This window comes from Vibrio sp. R11-SG3-ISO9 (assembly GCF_059834255.1).
The window spans coordinates 79091-96014 of the sequence record NZ_JCBDGU010000039.1; the positions used below are offsets into that span (position 1 = coordinate 79091).

The following is a 16924-nucleotide window of genomic DNA, read 5'->3' on the forward strand; positions in this document are numbered from 1 at the left end:
AGATTGAGCTAGACCATTAAAAGCTAAAGATACTGGTATAATTTCTCGGCAACAAAGTCCGCAATCCAAGGTTGCGCTTCAGGCTTAGGGTGCAGTCCGTCGTTCATCATCCATTCAGGCTTCAGAATGATATGCTCGAGGAAGAACGGTAGTAGAGGCACTTTTTGCTGATCAGATAACGAGGTAAATACGTACTCAAACTGTTCGTTGTAACGCTTGCCATAATTAGGTGGGATACGTATCTGCATCATGACTGGCTCTGCACCGGACGCTCGGATCTGTTCGATGATCTTTACAAGGTTTTGTTCGATCACTTTAGGTGGAAAGCCGCGAAGACCGTCGTTGGCACCCAGTTCGATGAGCACTGTGTCTGGAGTGTGTTCAGTCAATAATTGCGGTAAACGAGACAAGCCATTACCTGTGGTATCACCAGAAATACTGCCGTTAATAACAGTGACTTCTTTATCGTATTCAGATAGAGCGTCAGGGAGTAAGGTAGGCCAGCTCTGTTTGATATCCATGTTGTAGCCAGCACTTAAACTGTCACCAAGTACTAAGATCGTCTGGTTTTGCGCAAGTGTTGTTGTGGAAAAAAGTATAAAAATCAAAAAGGAAATTAGTCGAGTCATGCATACATCCATAATAAAAGCTGAATCTGTTTCGAAGACAGTGTCTACTAATCAAGAACAATTGACAATCTTAGAGAAGGTTGACATCGATATTGTTGAAGGAGAAACCGTCGCTATTGTTGGTACGTCTGGCGCGGGTAAATCGACTTTAATGACACTGCTTGCGGGGCTCGATGTTCCAAGTTCTGGTGAAATCCATCTTCTCAACAAACCTCTTTCTCAACTCGACGATGAACAGCGAGCTCAAATTCGAAGTGAATCGGTTGGATTTGTTTTTCAAAGTTTTCTACTTATTCCGAGCTTGTCTGCTCTGCAGAACGTCACTTTGCCATGCTTACTAAAAGGTGAAGAAGAAGATATTGAACGTGCGACTGCGCTTTTAGAGTCTGTTGGGCTTAAAGACCGTGTCGATCATCTACCATCACAGCTTTCTGGCGGTGAGCAACAACGCGTGGCACTTGCTCGCGCCTTTATGATTAAACCTAAAATTTTGTTTGCTGATGAACCGACAGGCAACCTAGATCAACAAACTGCAGCAAAGATTGTGGAGCTACTGTTTGAGCTTAACGCTTCTCACGGCACAACCTTAGTTCTGGTGACTCACGACCCTAAACTTGCACAACGCTGCCAGCGCACCCTAAAAATGCACCTTGGTCAAATTACGGAGGTGTAGGGTGAGTCATTCAAAAGGACTGAACAAACGACTTTTTAGTTGGAGCATTGAAGAGATACGTCATGGCCAATTGTGGCCTGTTTCTATTGCTCTGACTTTAATCATCGCGTGCGTATTCGCTCTGTCTGCATTAGCCGAGCGAATGGAGCAGGTTATCGTTAAACAAGGCAAAGATGCACTGACCGCTGACAGTGTATTTATTTCTGCAAACCCACTTCCTGAACCACTTCTTGAACTGGTCGCGGATAAGAATCTCGACAAGAGCGAACTCACTCGCTTCTCTACTATGGCTTTTAGTGACAATGGTATGCAGCTGGTTACGGTAAAAGCGGTCGAGAGTAACTACCCATTGCGCGGTGAGATGCTTCTGGAGAGCGCAGATGCACAGCAAACCAACGTTAAGCCGGGTGAGTTGTGGCTTGATGAACGAATTTTCGCTCAACTAGAAGTTAATATCGGTGACAATGTCACGATTGGTGATGCCGATCTGACGATTACAGGGCGTATTACTCAAGAGCCGGGATTGAGCTTTAACCCATTCCAACAAATGCCTGCTGTGCTAATCCACAGTAGCGATATAGACGCAACGGGTGCGATTCAACCAGGCAGCCGCGTCAGTTTTCGCCTGTTCTTAAATGGTGAGGATAGTGATCTTCAAGCGATTCAAGACTCTGTCGAACTTACACCAAGCGATCGCTGGCGTAACCAAGACAGCGCGAGTCGCACCAATGAGATGTTCGATAAAACGACTCAATATCTATCTTTGACTGTTGCGATTGTTGTCATCATGGCGGCAACCACATTGGTTCTCACTTGTCAGCACTACGTAGCAAGCCGACAAAAGACAATTGCTATGCTTAAGAGCTTAGGAGCGAGCAAACAGTGGGTGATCCATTGGCTATCGATTCAAGTTCTGATGTTGATGGTTATTGGTGTTGTCTTTGGTATTGCGATTGGTATCGGACTCGAGTTTTTGCTGCGTATACCTTTGGGAGATTTACTTCCAAACCCACTACCAAGCTACGGCTACCAACCAATATTGCTGTCTGTACTTACCAGTGTACTAATTGGTGTTCCGGCTTTGGGGATCCCTCTACTAGGGCTCGTCAATACATCTGCTATCAGTGTAATTCAATCTAGTCACCAGGGTCAGAATAGCAGTAAGCGTTACCTATTGCTGTTAGTACCAGTTGTGCCAATGCTGCTGATGTATGGTAATAACCTGCTGGTGTGGATTGTCCTTGGTGGTATCGTTGCGCTGTTTGCGGTGCTTGCGCTGGTGAGTATTCTCGTTTTGAGATTGATTGGTAAACTCCGCGTTTCGACGGCAATGCGCTTAGCGATCAGCCGCATCAATCGCACGCCTGTTGCAACGGGTATTCAGTTTGGCGCTCTCTCGTTATCTTTGATGCTGCTCTCTATCATCTGGCTCGTGCGCAGTGATTTGCTTTCTGATTGGCAACAGACGCTCCCTGAGAACGCTCCGAACGCGTTTGCACTTAATATCGCAGATTATGAGAAAGAGGCTTATCTCGAAGCGATTGATGCAAACAACGTCGAGCGTACACAAGCTTTTCCGATAATTCGTGGTCGTCTAACGACGATTAATGGCGTTGAAGCGGGTGAGTATAGTGAAAAAGCGGGAGACACTGATGCGCTAAGCCGCGAAATCAACTTTACTTGGGGCGAATCTCTCCCTGAATACAATGAAGTGGTTGCTGGGCAATGGACTTCGGAGAATGGTGTTTCTGTTGAATCGGAGGTAGCTGATCAACTAGGTCTTAAAATTGGTGACGAACTTTCATTTACGATTAACAGTCAGCGTTTTGATGCCAAGCTAAATACTATTCGTGAAGTAGAGTGGCGTGAAATGAAGCCAAATTTCTACTTTATCTTTACACCGGATGTCCTGAGTTCGATACCATCGACTTGGTTAGTAAGCTTTAGATTGCAAGAACAACACGATGAAATGTTGAGTCAACTCTCTCGTAACCATCCAACAGTTAGCTTGATGGATATTCGTAAGATGGGAAGTAAGATCCAAGAGTTGCTCAAGCAGATCGTATGGTCGATCACTGTATTAGCGGGCCTTGGCGTTGTAGCAGGATTGCTTCTGATCTTCACGTTACTGCGTTTGAGCTTATCTCAACGTCAACAAGAGATTCGCTTGTATCGAACGTTAGGTGCTAGCAAAAGTCGCATTCTAAACACGATTTGGTGTGAATACGGCATCATGGCACTTGTCGCTGGCAGTATTGCTGCACTGGGTGCTGAGCTAAGCGTGGCGAGTTTAATGACTTTTGGCTTTGAATTGCCCGTGACGCTTCATCCTGTTCTATGGATTGCGTTACCAGTGATTACCTTTGTTACATTAGCTGCGGTGGTCAATAGTCTGATTAAGCGACTTCTTGCGCCTATGAAGAAGGACTTTAACTAGCTCGACAGTGCTTTTGGGTCGAATTCTCGCTCTGTTCAAAGGGCTATGGCATTCAATACCTATAAATAATTGGTTTCAAAGTGATCGTTGGTATTGAAGCTGACGTTATGGGTAAGCCAACATCAAATGAGTGCGTTCAAACGTTTTCGGTTGTGCGCACTTTTGTTGTTTTTGGAGCGGTCATTAGTAAGGTTACCCACAGGGTAAAGTAAAGAGGGGATAAATTACCCGAACAGAGGGCTGTTTATACCTGTTCATAGGCTGTAATAATAAATTCATCTTTGCAGTTATTTCTCTTTAGTCCCTGTAAACAAAGGGTTTGCGCAACAGAATTGCATCTTATCAACAGTTATCCACAAAATCGGTGGATAACTTTAGGGATAAGTTAATTAAGATGTCACATGAGTTATCTTCGAGCCTTTGTGCTGCCGTACTTAGGCCAGTTTTGGCGTGTTTTATCTTGCTCTTTTTTTCATTCACACATATTGAGTCAAGCAATAAATTTTGTTTTTTTAGTTTGACTTCTGATGATGACAAACTAAGACCTTGATAAAAATGTGATTTAATTCACCGTCAATCCTACGTAGAATACAAAGTAGTTAATTTTAGGCTTTAGAGTCCAATGAACCAGAACAAAATGGATAAAAAACAACCGTCTATAGCGATAGTAGGCGGTGGTATTGCAGGTGCAACCAGTGCAATTCATTTCAGCGAGCTTGGATATGAGGTTACCTTGTTGGAGAAAGGGCCAAGCTTGGTGAATGGGCCTCCGATTTGTCATCTGCACGCTGGTGGAAATTTGTATCGTGATATTTCTCAAGAGCAATGTCTTCAACTTCTCGCTCAATCTATCGATACTGTTCGTCTATTTCCTCACACGCTCAATATTCGCCCAACTGTTATTGCGGTACCTCATAGTGACGGTGGTCAGCCTGAAGAGTTGTTACCACGCTTGAAAGTCATTAAGTCTGCGTATCAAGCTTTAGTTGAGGAGGATGCCAGCAATCAAGTACTCGGCAACCCTGACGAGTATTACAAGCTGTATCACAAAGAAGAACTAGTCGCTTTATCAACTAAAAACCAACCAAAAAATCCAAGTACATTGGATGAGTGGTGTATTCCATTTGCAAAGCATACTGATTTAGGCACGCTGAAGTACCCAGTAGCTGTGGTTCAGGAGTATGGATTGAGCGTGTTCCGCTTATCAGCAATGGCTCAGTTGTCTTTAGAAAAGCAGAACAATTGTAATATTCTCACCAACAGCCGATTAATATCGGTCACTCAGATAAAGGATGAGTGGGAGCTGTGCTATTCCGATCAACAGGGGAATAAGCAAAAGATTACTGCTCAGTATCTGATTAATGCGAGTGGGTTTGAAACCGGTGTTGTCGACGATTATGTTGGCTCCAAACAAGAACGTCTTGTCGAATTTAAGGCTGCGTATGTAACGGATTGGGCTGACTGTCGTGAACACAATGAAGAGTGGCCTGAAGTGATATTCCACGGGCCACGAGGCACACCGCAAGGCATGGCGCAATTAACGCCTTATGCTGATGGTGTATTTCAGTTACACGGCATGACAGAAGGTATTACGCTATTTGAAGGTGGATTGGTTTCTTCCTCTGCAGAATCTTCTCAACCTCAACTTCCCCAGAAGTTATTGAAGAAGATCGTATCGGGGTGGACGGAAGAACAGTTAGAGCAACGAACACAAGCTGCGATAAAACACATGGCTCAATTTATCCCTAGCTTCAAATCGGCGACGGTTGGTGGAAAGCCTCTATTTGGTGCTCAACAGATCCCTGGTACCGACCCAAGTTTGCGCGCTTCTGATGTCTCTTTCTGCGGTGAGAAATACGCAAGACTAGAGGTTGTAAAAGCATCCTCAACTCTGGAAGCGGCTCAGAAGATCAATAGCCGTTGGTTTGACGGCGAAGCGCAGCAAACAACCATTGAAGGCGCACATCCAGTGACAATGTCACTTAATATTGATGACGTTGAGGCAAAAGCGGTTACTCTTACTCAAGAGCGAGGCTATCCTGCAGCCCTAGCGATTGTTACTGGTGAGAATCGATTAATTTAGGCTCGCTGACGTTTGTCGATAAGCATAGATATAAAAAGGGTGACGCTCACATGAGCGTCACCCTTTGTTTTATAGTGAATTTAGCTAACACTGGGCTTTATATAGTGTGGTGACTTAATATCCAAAGAACCTAGCCCATTGGCACCAAACATCTTGTAGCCCTGAGCGATCACCTTCAACAAACGTGACCTGATGCCCCGGCTTGGCTTGAGCCAGTCTTGGTAAATCGATACGTGCAACGCAACCTAGCTTTGGATAACCGCCAATTGTCTGCCTATCGTTGAGCAGAATAATAGGCTGCCCATCTTTTGGTATTTGAATCGCACCTAATGCAATGCCTTCAGACAACATATTCGTAGCCGGTGACTCAACCGGCTCACCACTTAATCGGTAGCCCATGCGATTGGAGTTTTGGCTGACCGTGAAAGAGGTGTTGTAGAACGTTGACTTAGCATTCTCTGAGAATAGGTTTGATTGGTACCCTTCAATAACTCGTAGTTTGAGGGGGAGGTTGTAATCTGGTGTGTAACGGAACGTCACACTGAGAGGTTTAAAATCAGCCGGAATAGGGTGTTTCTCAAAATGAATCTGTTGATTTGCTTGGCAAGCTTGCCCGTCTTGAGTTGGTCCTCCAACTTTCTCTCGTACTACGGTCGAAGTACTGGTTAGACTTACAGGTGCTTTAAAACCACCTCTTACAGCTAAGTAGGCTCTAAGCCCATTTGTCGGTAATCCAAACGAAAGCACTTGTCCTTTACGAACTATAAAGGTCGACCAATTCGCTATTGGAACGCCGTCGAGCTTAGCCTGTAGATCTCCACCCGTGATAGCCAATACACACTCTTGATTCACTTCAACTGCACATTGTCCTAAGGTAATTTCGAGTGCAGGGCAATTATTAGGGTTCTGGAGTAGATGGTTTGCCCAACTGTACGCGTAATCGTCAACGGGTCCCCCCTGTGTAAGCCCGAGATGTGAAAGACCATAACGTCCAAAGTCTTGAATTAGCGAGAGCGGCCCAGGTTTTAATATTGTTATGGAACCTTTAGTCATTCAAGCATCCTCCAAGATCAAGAAAATCCTGTCTACTAATCGCTTCAAACTTCACTTGGTCGCCTACGTTAAAAAAGGATGCATCATTCAAATGTTCTACGGAAACTTTGCTATTGAACAGCTGTAAAGGAGAGCGACCAATAATATTCCAACCACCAGGGGATTGATCTGGGTAGACTGCCGTCTTTCTATCGGCGATTCCGACACTGCCTTTCGGAACTGAGAGACGCGGCGTTTCGTGTCTTGGCATAGAAAGTTCTGGTGCGACGTCGGAAAGAAAAGCAAACCCGGGCATAAAGCCGACGGCACTTACTTGATAGATGGTATTGGTATGAAGTTCAACAAGTTCCTCTAGTGATATCCCTTGTTGCTCAAAACGAGAGAGATCGAGCGCGGTTTCTTTGCTGTAGTACGTGGGTATGGTCAATATTGCTTTTGACTGGTCGCTCGAAAGACTAGATATATCAATGTCTGAAATCAGCTGCTCTAGTCGACTAATAAACTCCGACTCTTGAAGCCTGTATGGGAGATAGTCCACAAGAATTGTGTTGTAGGCAGGGGTGACGTTCATTAAGTAGGGCGTGAATGTTTGCCTTATACGCTGAGCGATAGATGCGATGAAGATGGGAGCGTCTATCGCTATTGGGTTAATGAGATTTTGTTGTGATTTTGTTAATGATTGCGTTTCGCCATCAAGATCAAGTGTGATCATTACGCTGCACTCAGCAATGGGTTCGATCGCTACATTAAATGTTAGTTTCTTCATAAGCTTCCGTATTCACTGAAGAAGGGTAAAGAGATTTATTGGTGCTATCTAATTGCATTGATGTCTTGGCTGATTCGTTTAATCAAAGCGATGGATTGAGGGTTATCACCATGGACGCAAATTGTGTCAGCTTCAATTTCAAGCCGTTCGCCTTCGATAGTGGTCACAGAACCATAGTTTACTATCTGCATGACTTGGTTATAAATATCGTCTTGTTGGGTATACACTGAACCAGCCACAGAGCGCGGGGCTAGCTGTCCATTATTGAGATAGGCACGATCTGCAAAGGCTTCAAGTAAAAGTGGAAGGTCGTAATTATCTGCAATATCGAGGAACTTCTGATTGTTGGCGGTAGAGAGAATCATAAGTGGGATTCCAAAACCTGAAACGGCCTCTGAAACCGCATTGAAGATTTGCGTATTCGCCATCATGTCGTTGTACAGTGCGCCGTGGGGTTTTACGTAATGCAGTTGGCTTCCATGATGTTGGCAAAGGGACTTTAACGCCCCAACTTGATAACAGACTAATTCAGCGATCTCTTTCATCGAGTGAGGAATAGAGCGACGGCCAAAACCTACCAGATCTTGATAACCGGGATGCGCGCCCACCTTAGTATTGTAATGGTTCGCCAGTTTAATGGTTTTCGACATGACGTGTGGATCTGAAGCGTGAAAGCCACACGCTACATTGGCCATATCTACCCATTCCATGACGGCTTCATCGTCACCCATTGTCCAACTGCCATAGCTTTCGCCCATGTCGCAGTTCAGTAGTACTTTTGTTGTCACAGATAGACTATCCTTAAATTTTAGTGCTCTTAGACGTTCCACTAAATCGCTGATTTAAACAGTGATCATATTCAAATTTCTATTAACGTAACGTGTATACATTAATTTAGAAATAATCTCTAATTCCTTAAATGCTCTTGATGGAAAGAGCAAATATTAGCAAGGGAGTTGCTTTCTATGCTCTAAACTTAACCATGCAAGCATTGGCTTTAGTTTTACCTACATCTTATGGATAACTTGTTGTAACATAAGGCCAATATCACATACATATAAAAACAGGGCTTAAAATGAACGTTTTAGTAACCGGCGGTATGGGCTACATCGGTAGCCATACAAGTATTCAGATGATCAAAGCAGGGATGACGCCATTCATCTTTGATAATTTATATAATAGTAAGCCAAGCGTTCTTGAACGTATCGAAAAAGTTTCTGGTGTTAAACCAGTTTTTGTTGAAGGCGACATTCGCGACAAAGCTCTGTTAATCGACACACTTAAGCAGAATAACATTGAAGCCGTTATTCACTTTGCGGGCCTTAAAGCGGTTGGTGAATCTGTAGAAAAGCCGCTTGAGTACTACGATAACAATGTGAATGGAACACTTGCGCTTGTGGATGCGATGCGCGAAGCGAACGTAAAAACACTGGTATTCAGTTCTTCAGCGACGGTATACGGCGACCCTGCTAACGTGCCTATTACCGAAGATTTCCCAACAAGTGCAACTAACCCTTATGGCCGCAGTAAGTTAATGGTTGAAGAGTGTTTAACAGACTTCCAAAAAGCCAACCCTGACTGGAGCATTACTTTATTGCGTTACTTTAATCCGGTTGGTTCACACCCAAGCGGTGAATTGGGTGAAGACCCGCAAGGGATTCCAAATAACTTAATGCCATTTGTTTCTCAGGTTGCAGTTGGCCGTCGTGAATTCCTATCTGTATTTGGTAGTGATTACCCAACTAAAGATGGCACTGGCGTGCGTGATTACATCCACGTGATGGATCTTTCTGATGGTCACATCGCTGCATTAGAAAAAGTGGGCAAAAAGGATGGTCTTCATATCTATAACTTAGGAACGGGTAATGGTTCTAGTGTTCTAGAAATGGTAAAAGCGTTTGAAGAGGCAAGTGGTAAAGAAGTTCCTTTTAAACTTGTTGAACGTCGTCCTGGTGACATTGCTGAGTGCTGGGCTGACCCTGCTAAAGCTGAAAAAGAACTGGAATGGAAAGCGACACGCACGCTATCCGAAATGACAGCAGACACGTGGCGTTGGCAGTCTAATAATCCTAACGGTTTTCCTGGTTAATTTAATAAAATCAGGTCGATTTATTTGCCAAAAAGGTGCCTTAGGGCGCCTTTTTTGATCTGAATCGGAATAAAAGTAAATTTGTGGTTAAAAAGTATCTTTACGCATTCATTGTGTTACTATACGCGCAAAATATATCTTTAATGTTAATTTTGTTTGGAGTTAATCATGGAATTAGGCCTAATCGTTACTTTCATCATCGCTGCAGCTGTTATGGTTAAGAAAGAAATGGCAGAAAAGTAATTTCACTTTCCCTTTTTATTACAATTTTAAGTGAAATATAGAAAAGCCAGCAGATATGCTGGCTTTTTTGTACTTTAAGTTTGGTAAAGCTTATTAGAATTCGTATTTTGCAGTGACAGACCAGTTACGACCTGGTTGTGTGTAATCTTTGTCTTCTTGCGAGAAACCACGAACATCATTCCACTCGTAGTACTCCTCGTCTGTAACGTTGAAAATACCAGCACGAAGCGTCAAGTCTTTCATCGGCATGTAGTAAGCCGTTAAGTCGACAACTGTAGATGCGGCATTTTCACGGATTGGAGACGTTAAACCAGTGCTATCGATGTCTGATGACTTTTTCTTAGCTGTGTAGTTTAGATCAATCGACGTACCCCACATTGCACTTGGAGAGTCATAGTTTAAGCTGACAGCAGCATTCCAAGGGTTAATGGTGTTAAGAGGATTACCTTTACCATCTTTACCTTCAGTGTATGCTGCAGCTAAACGGCTACTAACACCTTGTACCGGCATGAAACTATTCCAAGAAAGGGTATTCGATGCCTCAATACCTTTGATCTCAGCTTCATCGATGTTGACACTTTGGTAAATCGTAGGGTCTGTAGGACTGCCTGAGCCACCGACCGGTTGGCTATCAATAAAGTTTTTGTAGTCACTATAAAAAACTGCAATTTCAGACGATGATAAGTCAGTGTTATGACGCCAACCTAGTTCGTACGAAATGCTCTCTTCAGCTTCTAAATCTGGGTTTGGGATATTTACATAACCATGAGCAGGGTTGCCAAAAGAGTAATAAAGTTCTTGGAAATCAGGAGCACGGAAACCTTGACTGATTTGCGCGAAAATTTTGTTTTCATCATTTAGCGTGTACGTCGTACCTAAACGACCAGTGACTGCCGAATCTGAGTATTTAGCGTAATCACTTGCTGGGTTGCCACTCGGGTTCTGACTAGTGTCACCAGGATTGGTTTCAAAGCCGTCAAATCGCACACCAGGAGTAATTAGCCAATTACCAATTGTCATCTCGTCTTGTGCAAAGAAACCGTATTTTTTCTCTGATGCTGCTGGAATATAGAAAATAGTTTGATCAGCACTGATCGAGTTATACTCTTTATTGACGTTTTTGATGTCTTTATCTGAGTACGCTGCACCATAGATGAAGTAGTGCTCTACATTACCCGTAGTGAAGAACTTGTCGAGTTGAACATCAAACTGATAGCCTTCATCAGAATAGATGTAGTCTTTTTTCTGAACGTTACCTGCTGGCGGTAAGAAAGGGCTACCACCATTCGACGTACGATGAGTTACACCATTTTCTTCTTTAGCTAACCAATCTAATTGCCAAGTAATTTCATCAGCAAACGCTCGGTTAGCATTCCAAATGTGTTTGATGCCGACCTGTTGCTGGCTCGTCGAATCTTCACCGTAGTAATTGCTATAGCTCGCGCTTTGTAAATCTGTATCACCAGAGTTTTCAATGAAGTTTCCAGAAAATTCTAAGCGGTGATTATCATTTAATTGATATTGGAGCTTAACGAGTAGGTTGTTGTTTTGAGTCTCTTGCTCGTCAGGAGAACCAAAGTTATCTACTTCCTCTCCGTCACGTCTTGTATAAGCAACTAAAGTTTCTAAATCACCGATTTTGTTTGCAAGAGCGACTGATTCACTGAAAGTGTTGTCTGCCGAAGAGAAATTAAACTTAGCGTGGCCACCAAAATCACGACCTTTTAAGAAATCACTTGGATCTTTGGTTTCAAATGCGGCAATACCACCGATAGCGTCAGAGCCGTAAAGTGACGATGCAGCGCCTTTTACAACTTCGACAGATTTTAGCATATCTACATCTACATCAACGCGAGAAGAGTTGATGAAGTTATATTGTTGTGTGCCGCTTGGAGTAAACTGGTTTGTTTGTGAGACACCATCAACGATAACTTTGACACGGTTACCTTCCATGCCACGAATGTTGATTCCTTGAATACCCTGACGAGAGTTTGTTGTTACGGTAACTCCTGGAGTATAACGGAATAGATCTTCGACGCTGTTCATCATCTTTGATTCGATGTCTTTGTCGTTAATGACAGCAACAGATGCGGCTACATCTTCTAGTTGTTGATTTGTACGAGTAGAAGAAACAACGACTTCATCAAAAAGTGAGTATTCTTCAGCATGAAGAGCGGGGGATACAGCTAAAATAATGGAAGCTGACAATAGTGACTTTTTATACATTTATTTGAAACCTTAAATCCATAATAGGTTGCTTGGGCGTATGCCATCCTATTGGATCTAAATGAGAATTACTATTGTTATCATTGTTATTTATGTCAATTAAAGTATTTACACAGTAAATGCGACGGTATAAAATTCCTTTTAAAACATGTAATTAGATGTATTATTGAATCTATTAATAGTTCATTTTGATTTTAAATTTTGTGATGTATATCACTCAGTGGGAAGAGGTGTAATTTGCAGAGTCCAATCACTTTAGAAGCATTACACATTTTAGATGCAATCAGCCGTCGTGGTAGTTTTGCTGCTGCCGCTAACGAGCTTGATAGGGCACCTTCGTCTTTAAGCTATCAAATTCAAAAGCTTGAACAAGATTTAGATATCATGATCTTTGACCGTTCTGGCCACCGAGCTAACTTTACGGAAGCGGGTCAGCTGATTTTAGAGCAAGGTAGAATCATCTTAGGTGCGACAGAAAGGTTGGTTAATGAAGCTAGTATCTTAGCGAATGGTTGGGAGCTCGACCTGACTATTGCATTTGACGGTATTCTACCGGTATCGAACTTTTTCCCACTCATTGATGAACTGGGTAAGATCAGCAAGACCCGCGTGAAACTGCAAGAGGAGATTCTGGCAGGATGTTGGGAGTCTTTGATAGATGATCGAGCAGATTTGTTGATTTGCCCTAAGATGGAAGCGGTACCTAATGACATGAAAAGTGAAGTCATTGGTAAACTCGAGATGATGTGGGTAGCATCTACAGATCACTACGTACACAAGCGTGCTGGTGAGTTCGATCAGAAGGCTAGAGAAAGTTACAGGGTAATAGCCATCGCTGATACTGCTCGTGACAAACCTGCCATAAGCGTAAATATCCTTGAGCGCCAACCACGAATGACAGTAACCAATTTCGCTGCAAAGGTAGAAGCTGTTACCTCGGGCTTAGGGATAGGGACATTACCGACAGTTGTTGCTCAACCTCTGATTGAGAGTGGTGCAATTAAACAAATTGCCGGCACGGAGAAGCAAAGTATTGATATTGTCATCGCATGGCGCCGCAACAAGATGGGGGATGCCAAGTCTTGGTGCATTCAACATTTGAAAAAGACTTGGCCTCTTAAGTGATGACGTTGAGAGTCACGTTATGCGACTCTCAATATCTACTATGGCTGAAGGGGTAACACCATATCAGCCGTCCCATCTTCAAAGCTGATGTCTAGTTTGAATCCCATCTTCTGCGCAAGCATCAGCATGCCGCGGTTAGTTGGCATCGTCATTCCAGAGATCTGCTTGGTCTGTTTCGATTGGCAATAATCGATAATCTTCTTCATCAACACTTTGCCTAAGCCGACACCTTTTAAGTCTGACCGTATCAGTATCGCAAACTCGGCGTCGGTGTTTTCTGGATTGATTAATGCTCGAGAAACGCCGATGATTGATGGTTGACCTTGTTCTTCTTTGAGAACGACAAAAGCAATCTCTCTATCAAAATCGATTTGAGTGAGGTTAGCCAGAGCTTCATGATTAAACTCTCCCACATCACTGAAGAAACGTTTATAGAGGTCTTCCTTTGATACTCTACTTATAAAGTCAGCGTGTATTGGCTCATCTTCCGGTAGGATTGGTCTGAGAAGAGCCGTCGAACCATCTTTTAACGTAATAGTTTCTTCAAGTTCTACAGGGTAAGGGCGAATCGCTAACCTTTCCTGCGCGTCACCCTCATAACGCTCTAGCGTGATATCTGCATCAAGAATGGTAAATTTATCCCCATTTGCTAGTACTGGATGAATATCCAGTTCTTTTATTTCTGGGCAATCGACCACCATTTGTGATATTCGAACTAAGAGTTCTGACAAGCCTTCAATATCGATAGGATTAGGGAGTTTCTGCAAACGAATCTTTTCGCTCTTGATAGCACGGATAATCAAATAGCGAGCAAGCGTCATGTTGAGTGGTGGAAAAGCTGCTGCCGCGTCTAACGATTCATCCCACTCAGAACCACCTTGCCCTAATAGAATGATTGGCCCGAATGTTTCGTCAGTTGTGACTTTAATTCTCAGTTCTTGTCCCCCCGCAAGCTTTGCCATACCTTGGATCAGTAATCCGTGGACGTTTGCGGTTGGGTAGGAGAGCTGCGTGCGATCGAGAATAGCTTGCGCGGCGTTAGCTACTTCATTGCTATTCCTAAGGTTCAGCATTACACCTTGAACGTCCGACTTGTGCGGGATGTCTGGTGAGCGAAGTTTAACAGCAACTGGATAGCCAATTGTTTCCGCAATATGTACCGCTTCACTCGGGTCAGATGCTATCCACGTCGGCAGTACATCCAAGTTGAAGTGTTTAAAATATTGGCTATTTTGGTGGGTATCAAGAACTACTGTTTTTTTATCCAGTAGTTGCGTGTTTATCCAATTTTTCGCATCAGCGAGATCATCAATGTGAACTTTTTCTGCAGTTGTTGGGGTTTCCATTAACTGTCTTTGGTTACGCCTGTATTCGACCAAGTGCATGAAAGCGACAATTGAGCTCTCGGGAGTGCGATAGGTTGGGATTCCGGCGTCGGTAAAGAGCTTTCTTGCAGGCTTAGCTGTGAGTTCACCAGACCAATTTGTCAATATATTGAAGTGCTTATGTCTTGGGTGTCGTTTGATAGCTTCAATGACCTTTTCAGCTGTCCGCGCTGAATGCGCAATGGCAGAAGGGCTATGCATAATCAGAATAGCATCAGCTTCATCACCATCGAGGAGTGTATTGATAGTGTCAATGTAACGCTGTTCACCAGCATCACCCACTATGTCAATTGGATTGCTGTGAGACCAACTGTCAGGTAATCGCTGATTGAGTTTTTGATACGTATTTTCTGACAGTTCGGCAAGTTTACCGCCTCGTTCGAACAGGGTATCAACGGCCATTATTGCAGGACCTCCACCGTTGGTAACGATGGCAAGGCGTTCGCCTCTAAGTGGTACAGAGTGTGTTAATGTTTCTACTGCGGCGAACAACTCGTGCATGTTCTTTACACGCAACATACCGCTACGTCGAATCGCTGAGTCATAAATGATATCGAGAGTATCGGTGCCACCAGTGTGAGCCATTGCTGCTGCACGACCACGTTCAGTTCTACCGCCTTTTAATACTAGGATTCTTCGGTTACGTGAAGCTGCTCGCGCGGCTGAAATAAAGCGGCGAGCATCTTTAATGGTATCTATATAGAGAAGGATGGCCTCTGTATGAGAATCGGTACTGAGGTAATCGAGTAGCTCGGAAAAGTCGATTTCGCTGCCGTTGCCGATAGAAATAAAGGCGGAAAAGCCGATTTCTTTGTCATTTGCCCAATCTAAAATTGTGGTGCACACAGCTGCGGATTGGGAAACGAACGCAATCTTTCCAGGGAGAGCCGATACCGGGGAAAACGAAGCATTGAGGTTTATCCAAGGGAGAATAATCCCCAAGCTGTTAGGCCCTAACACTCGAATGTTATTCTCTTTAGCAATGTTCAAACATTCGGACTCAATCGTTACGCCGTCGGGTGTAATTTGGTGCATATCAGACGAAAGAACGATCACCGAACGAATTCCTTTGTCTGCGATGTCTTTGAAAAGCTGAATATTGCGTGATGCGTGTGTACAGAGAATAGCTAAATCTGGTGTGATCGGGAGTTGTGATACATTTTTATAGGAAAGAACACCAGCGACCGAATCGTATTTTGGAGTGACTGGCATTACTGCGCCTTTAAAGTCTCCATGGAGTAGGTTGTTCATTACGATGTAGCCGGCTCTAGACTCTCGTTTTGATGCTCCAATGACAGCAATTGAACGAGGTTTCAGTAACGAGTCGAGTGGGTTCATAATACTTCCTTCAGATAAACACACCATCATCCTAGCGTACTTTTCCTAACCAGGTTGATGGGAATTTCACCGAAATTAGATCATGTATGCGATATGCGATTAAGTTTGTGAAATAGGTCACCCGTAAATTGTGTATAATATTAAAGTTAACTTGATTCTATACCGAGCTATCGGCATGATTTATAGTAGTTATTTATTAAGGACGTTGAGCTTTCCATGAAAAAAATTGCAATTGCGACTCTGCCACTTCTGTTGGCTGCGTGTGTATCCGAAAACTACATTACGGATGTGACTTCAGAAAGTTATCAAGAAGAGTACAAAACTGCGCAAGTTGAAGCTCCGGTCGTATCAAAATCAGACCAAATGGGCTCAGGCGTTAGCGAAGAAAACGTAACTGTGAACGTTGTTAAAACTGAACCTGTTAAACAAGAAGTTACTCAGACAACAACTGTAAAACCAGTGGCTACAGTAAAAGGTCCTTCCAAGAAGCAGCAAATGAACCAGCGTTTTGGTTACACCGTTCAAGTTGTTGCTGTAGGCAGCCAAAGCAAAGTGGACTCTTTTGTAAATCAATTGCCAACAACGTCTCAACCAGTTTGGGAAAACTACAAAGTTGTTAATGGTACCAAATGGTTCACGGTACTTTACGGTGACTACGCGACTAAAGCTGAAGCTAAACAAGCTATCGCAACGCTTCCAAAGACTTTCCAAAACTTGAAGCCATTTGTTAAAAGCATCGACGAGATCAAGAACTCAGCATATCCAACTTTAAATAAGCTGAACTAATCATTTAAAGAGGGAGCCAGTGGCTCCTTCTTTTTCTTTTATCGTTGTATTCGCGCAATAGTTAGACGCTTAAGCTTGATATCAACACTTT

The 16924-nt window shown here is 43.4% G+C and carries 12 protein-coding genes; 6 read left to right on the plus strand and 6 right to left on the minus strand.

Features of this window, described 5'->3' with window-relative positions; genetic code table 11:
* Positions 1-23: 23 nt before the first annotated feature.
* Complete coding sequence (locus AC6R05_RS12710; RefSeq protein ID WP_152470600.1) at positions 24-629, minus strand: arylesterase; 606 nt, start codon at positions 627-629, stop codon at positions 24-26.
* Here AC6R05_RS12710 and AC6R05_RS12715 point away from each other — a divergent pair.
* From AC6R05_RS12715 to AC6R05_RS12725, 3 genes are all read left to right on the plus strand, one after another.
* A complete protein-coding gene (locus AC6R05_RS12715) occupies positions 628-1302 on the plus strand; it encodes an ABC transporter ATP-binding protein (RefSeq protein ID WP_500647573.1) in 675 nt (224 codons plus the stop codon). The genes AC6R05_RS12710 and AC6R05_RS12715 overlap by 2 nt on opposite strands.
* A gap of 1 nt (position 1303) precedes the next feature.
* The gene (locus tag AC6R05_RS12720) at positions 1304-3739 is read left to right on the plus strand and encodes an ABC transporter permease (protein WP_500647574.1); all 2436 of its coding nucleotides are present in this window, start codon (positions 1304-1306) and stop codon (positions 3737-3739) included.
* 622 nt (positions 3740-4361) lie between these two features.
* Positions 4362-5822, plus strand: a complete 1461-nt coding sequence (locus tag AC6R05_RS12725) for an FAD-dependent oxidoreductase (protein ID WP_500647575.1) — start codon at positions 4362-4364, stop codon at positions 5820-5822.
* A gap of 114 nt (positions 5823-5936) precedes the next feature.
* Here AC6R05_RS12725 and AC6R05_RS12730 read toward each other — a convergent pair whose 3' ends face one another.
* Genes AC6R05_RS12730 through AC6R05_RS12740 form a run of 3 tightly spaced genes read right to left on the minus strand, consistent with a single transcriptional unit; the run spans position 5937 to position 8429 of the window.
* Entirely contained in the window at positions 5937-6875 is a 939-nt protein-coding gene (locus AC6R05_RS12730; RefSeq protein WP_500647576.1) for a 5-oxoprolinase subunit C family protein, read from the minus strand.
* Positions 6868-7641: a 5-oxoprolinase subunit B family protein gene (locus AC6R05_RS12735; RefSeq protein WP_500647577.1), complete on the minus strand. Its 774-nt coding sequence runs from the start codon at positions 7639-7641 to the stop codon at positions 6868-6870. The genes AC6R05_RS12730 and AC6R05_RS12735 overlap by 8 nt, the downstream gene beginning before the upstream one ends.
* 44 nt (positions 7642-7685) lie before the next feature.
* Positions 7686-8429: a 5-oxoprolinase subunit PxpA gene (locus tag AC6R05_RS12740; RefSeq protein WP_500647578.1), complete on the minus strand. Its 744-nt coding sequence runs from the start codon at positions 8427-8429 to the stop codon at positions 7686-7688.
* 287 nt (positions 8430-8716) lie between these two features.
* Between AC6R05_RS12740 and galE the strand changes: the two genes are divergently transcribed.
* Positions 8717-9730: a UDP-glucose 4-epimerase GalE gene (gene galE / locus AC6R05_RS12745; RefSeq protein WP_500647579.1), complete on the plus strand. Its 1014-nt coding sequence runs from the start codon at positions 8717-8719 to the stop codon at positions 9728-9730.
* Between the two features lie 336 nt (positions 9731-10066).
* On the opposite strand, the gene AC6R05_RS12750 is transcribed toward galE, so the two are convergent.
* On the minus strand, positions 10067-12199 hold the full coding sequence (locus AC6R05_RS12750) for a TonB-dependent hemoglobin/transferrin/lactoferrin family receptor (RefSeq protein ID WP_500647580.1): 2133 nt from the start codon (positions 12197-12199) through the stop codon (positions 10067-10069).
* Between the two features lie 237 nt (positions 12200-12436).
* Here AC6R05_RS12750 and AC6R05_RS12755 point away from each other — a divergent pair, with 237 nt between their 5' ends.
* Positions 12437-13324, plus strand: a complete 888-nt coding sequence (locus AC6R05_RS12755; protein WP_032552549.1) for a LysR family transcriptional regulator — start codon at positions 12437-12439, stop codon at positions 13322-13324.
* 38 nt (positions 13325-13362) lie between these two features.
* Here the strand turns inward: AC6R05_RS12755 and AC6R05_RS12760 are convergent, their stop codons facing one another.
* Positions 13363-16047: a bifunctional acetate--CoA ligase family protein/GNAT family N-acetyltransferase gene (locus AC6R05_RS12760; RefSeq protein WP_500647581.1), complete on the minus strand. Its 2685-nt coding sequence runs from the start codon at positions 16045-16047 to the stop codon at positions 13363-13365.
* Between the two features lie 216 nt (positions 16048-16263).
* Between AC6R05_RS12760 and AC6R05_RS12765 the strand changes: the two genes are divergently transcribed.
* Positions 16264-16833: an SPOR domain-containing protein gene (locus tag AC6R05_RS12765; protein ID WP_150896404.1), complete on the plus strand. Its 570-nt coding sequence runs from the start codon at positions 16264-16266 to the stop codon at positions 16831-16833.
* Positions 16834-16924: the final 91 nt, after the last annotated feature.

Bases quoted from the DNA above. Each gene is read 5' to 3' on its own strand.
- AC6R05_RS12725 (WP_500647575.1), top strand. From the start codon at position 4,362: ATGAACCAGAACAAAATGGATAAAAAACAACCGTCTATAGCGATAGTA.
- AC6R05_RS12765 (WP_150896404.1), top strand. From the start codon at position 16,264: ATGAAAAAAATTGCAATTGCGACTCTGCCACTTCTGTTGGCTGCGTGT.
- AC6R05_RS12750 (WP_500647580.1), bottom strand. From the start codon at position 12,199: ATGTATAAAAAGTCACTATTGTCAGCTTCCATTATTTTAGCTGTATCC.
- AC6R05_RS12715 (WP_500647573.1), top strand. From the start codon at position 628: ATGCATACATCCATAATAAAAGCTGAATCTGTTTCGAAGACAGTGTCT.
- galE (WP_500647579.1), top strand. From the start codon at position 8,717: ATGAACGTTTTAGTAACCGGCGGTATGGGCTACATCGGTAGCCATACA.
- AC6R05_RS12710 (WP_152470600.1), bottom strand. From the start codon at position 629: ATGACTCGACTAATTTCCTTTTTGATTTTTATACTTTTTTCCACAACA.
- AC6R05_RS12730 (WP_500647576.1), bottom strand. From the start codon at position 6,875: ATGACTAAAGGTTCCATAACAATATTAAAACCTGGGCCGCTCTCGCTA.
- AC6R05_RS12760 (WP_500647581.1), bottom strand. From the start codon at position 16,047: ATGAACCCACTCGACTCGTTACTGAAACCTCGTTCAATTGCTGTCATT.
- AC6R05_RS12735 (WP_500647577.1), bottom strand. From the start codon at position 7,641: ATGAAGAAACTAACATTTAATGTAGCGATCGAACCCATTGCTGAGTGC.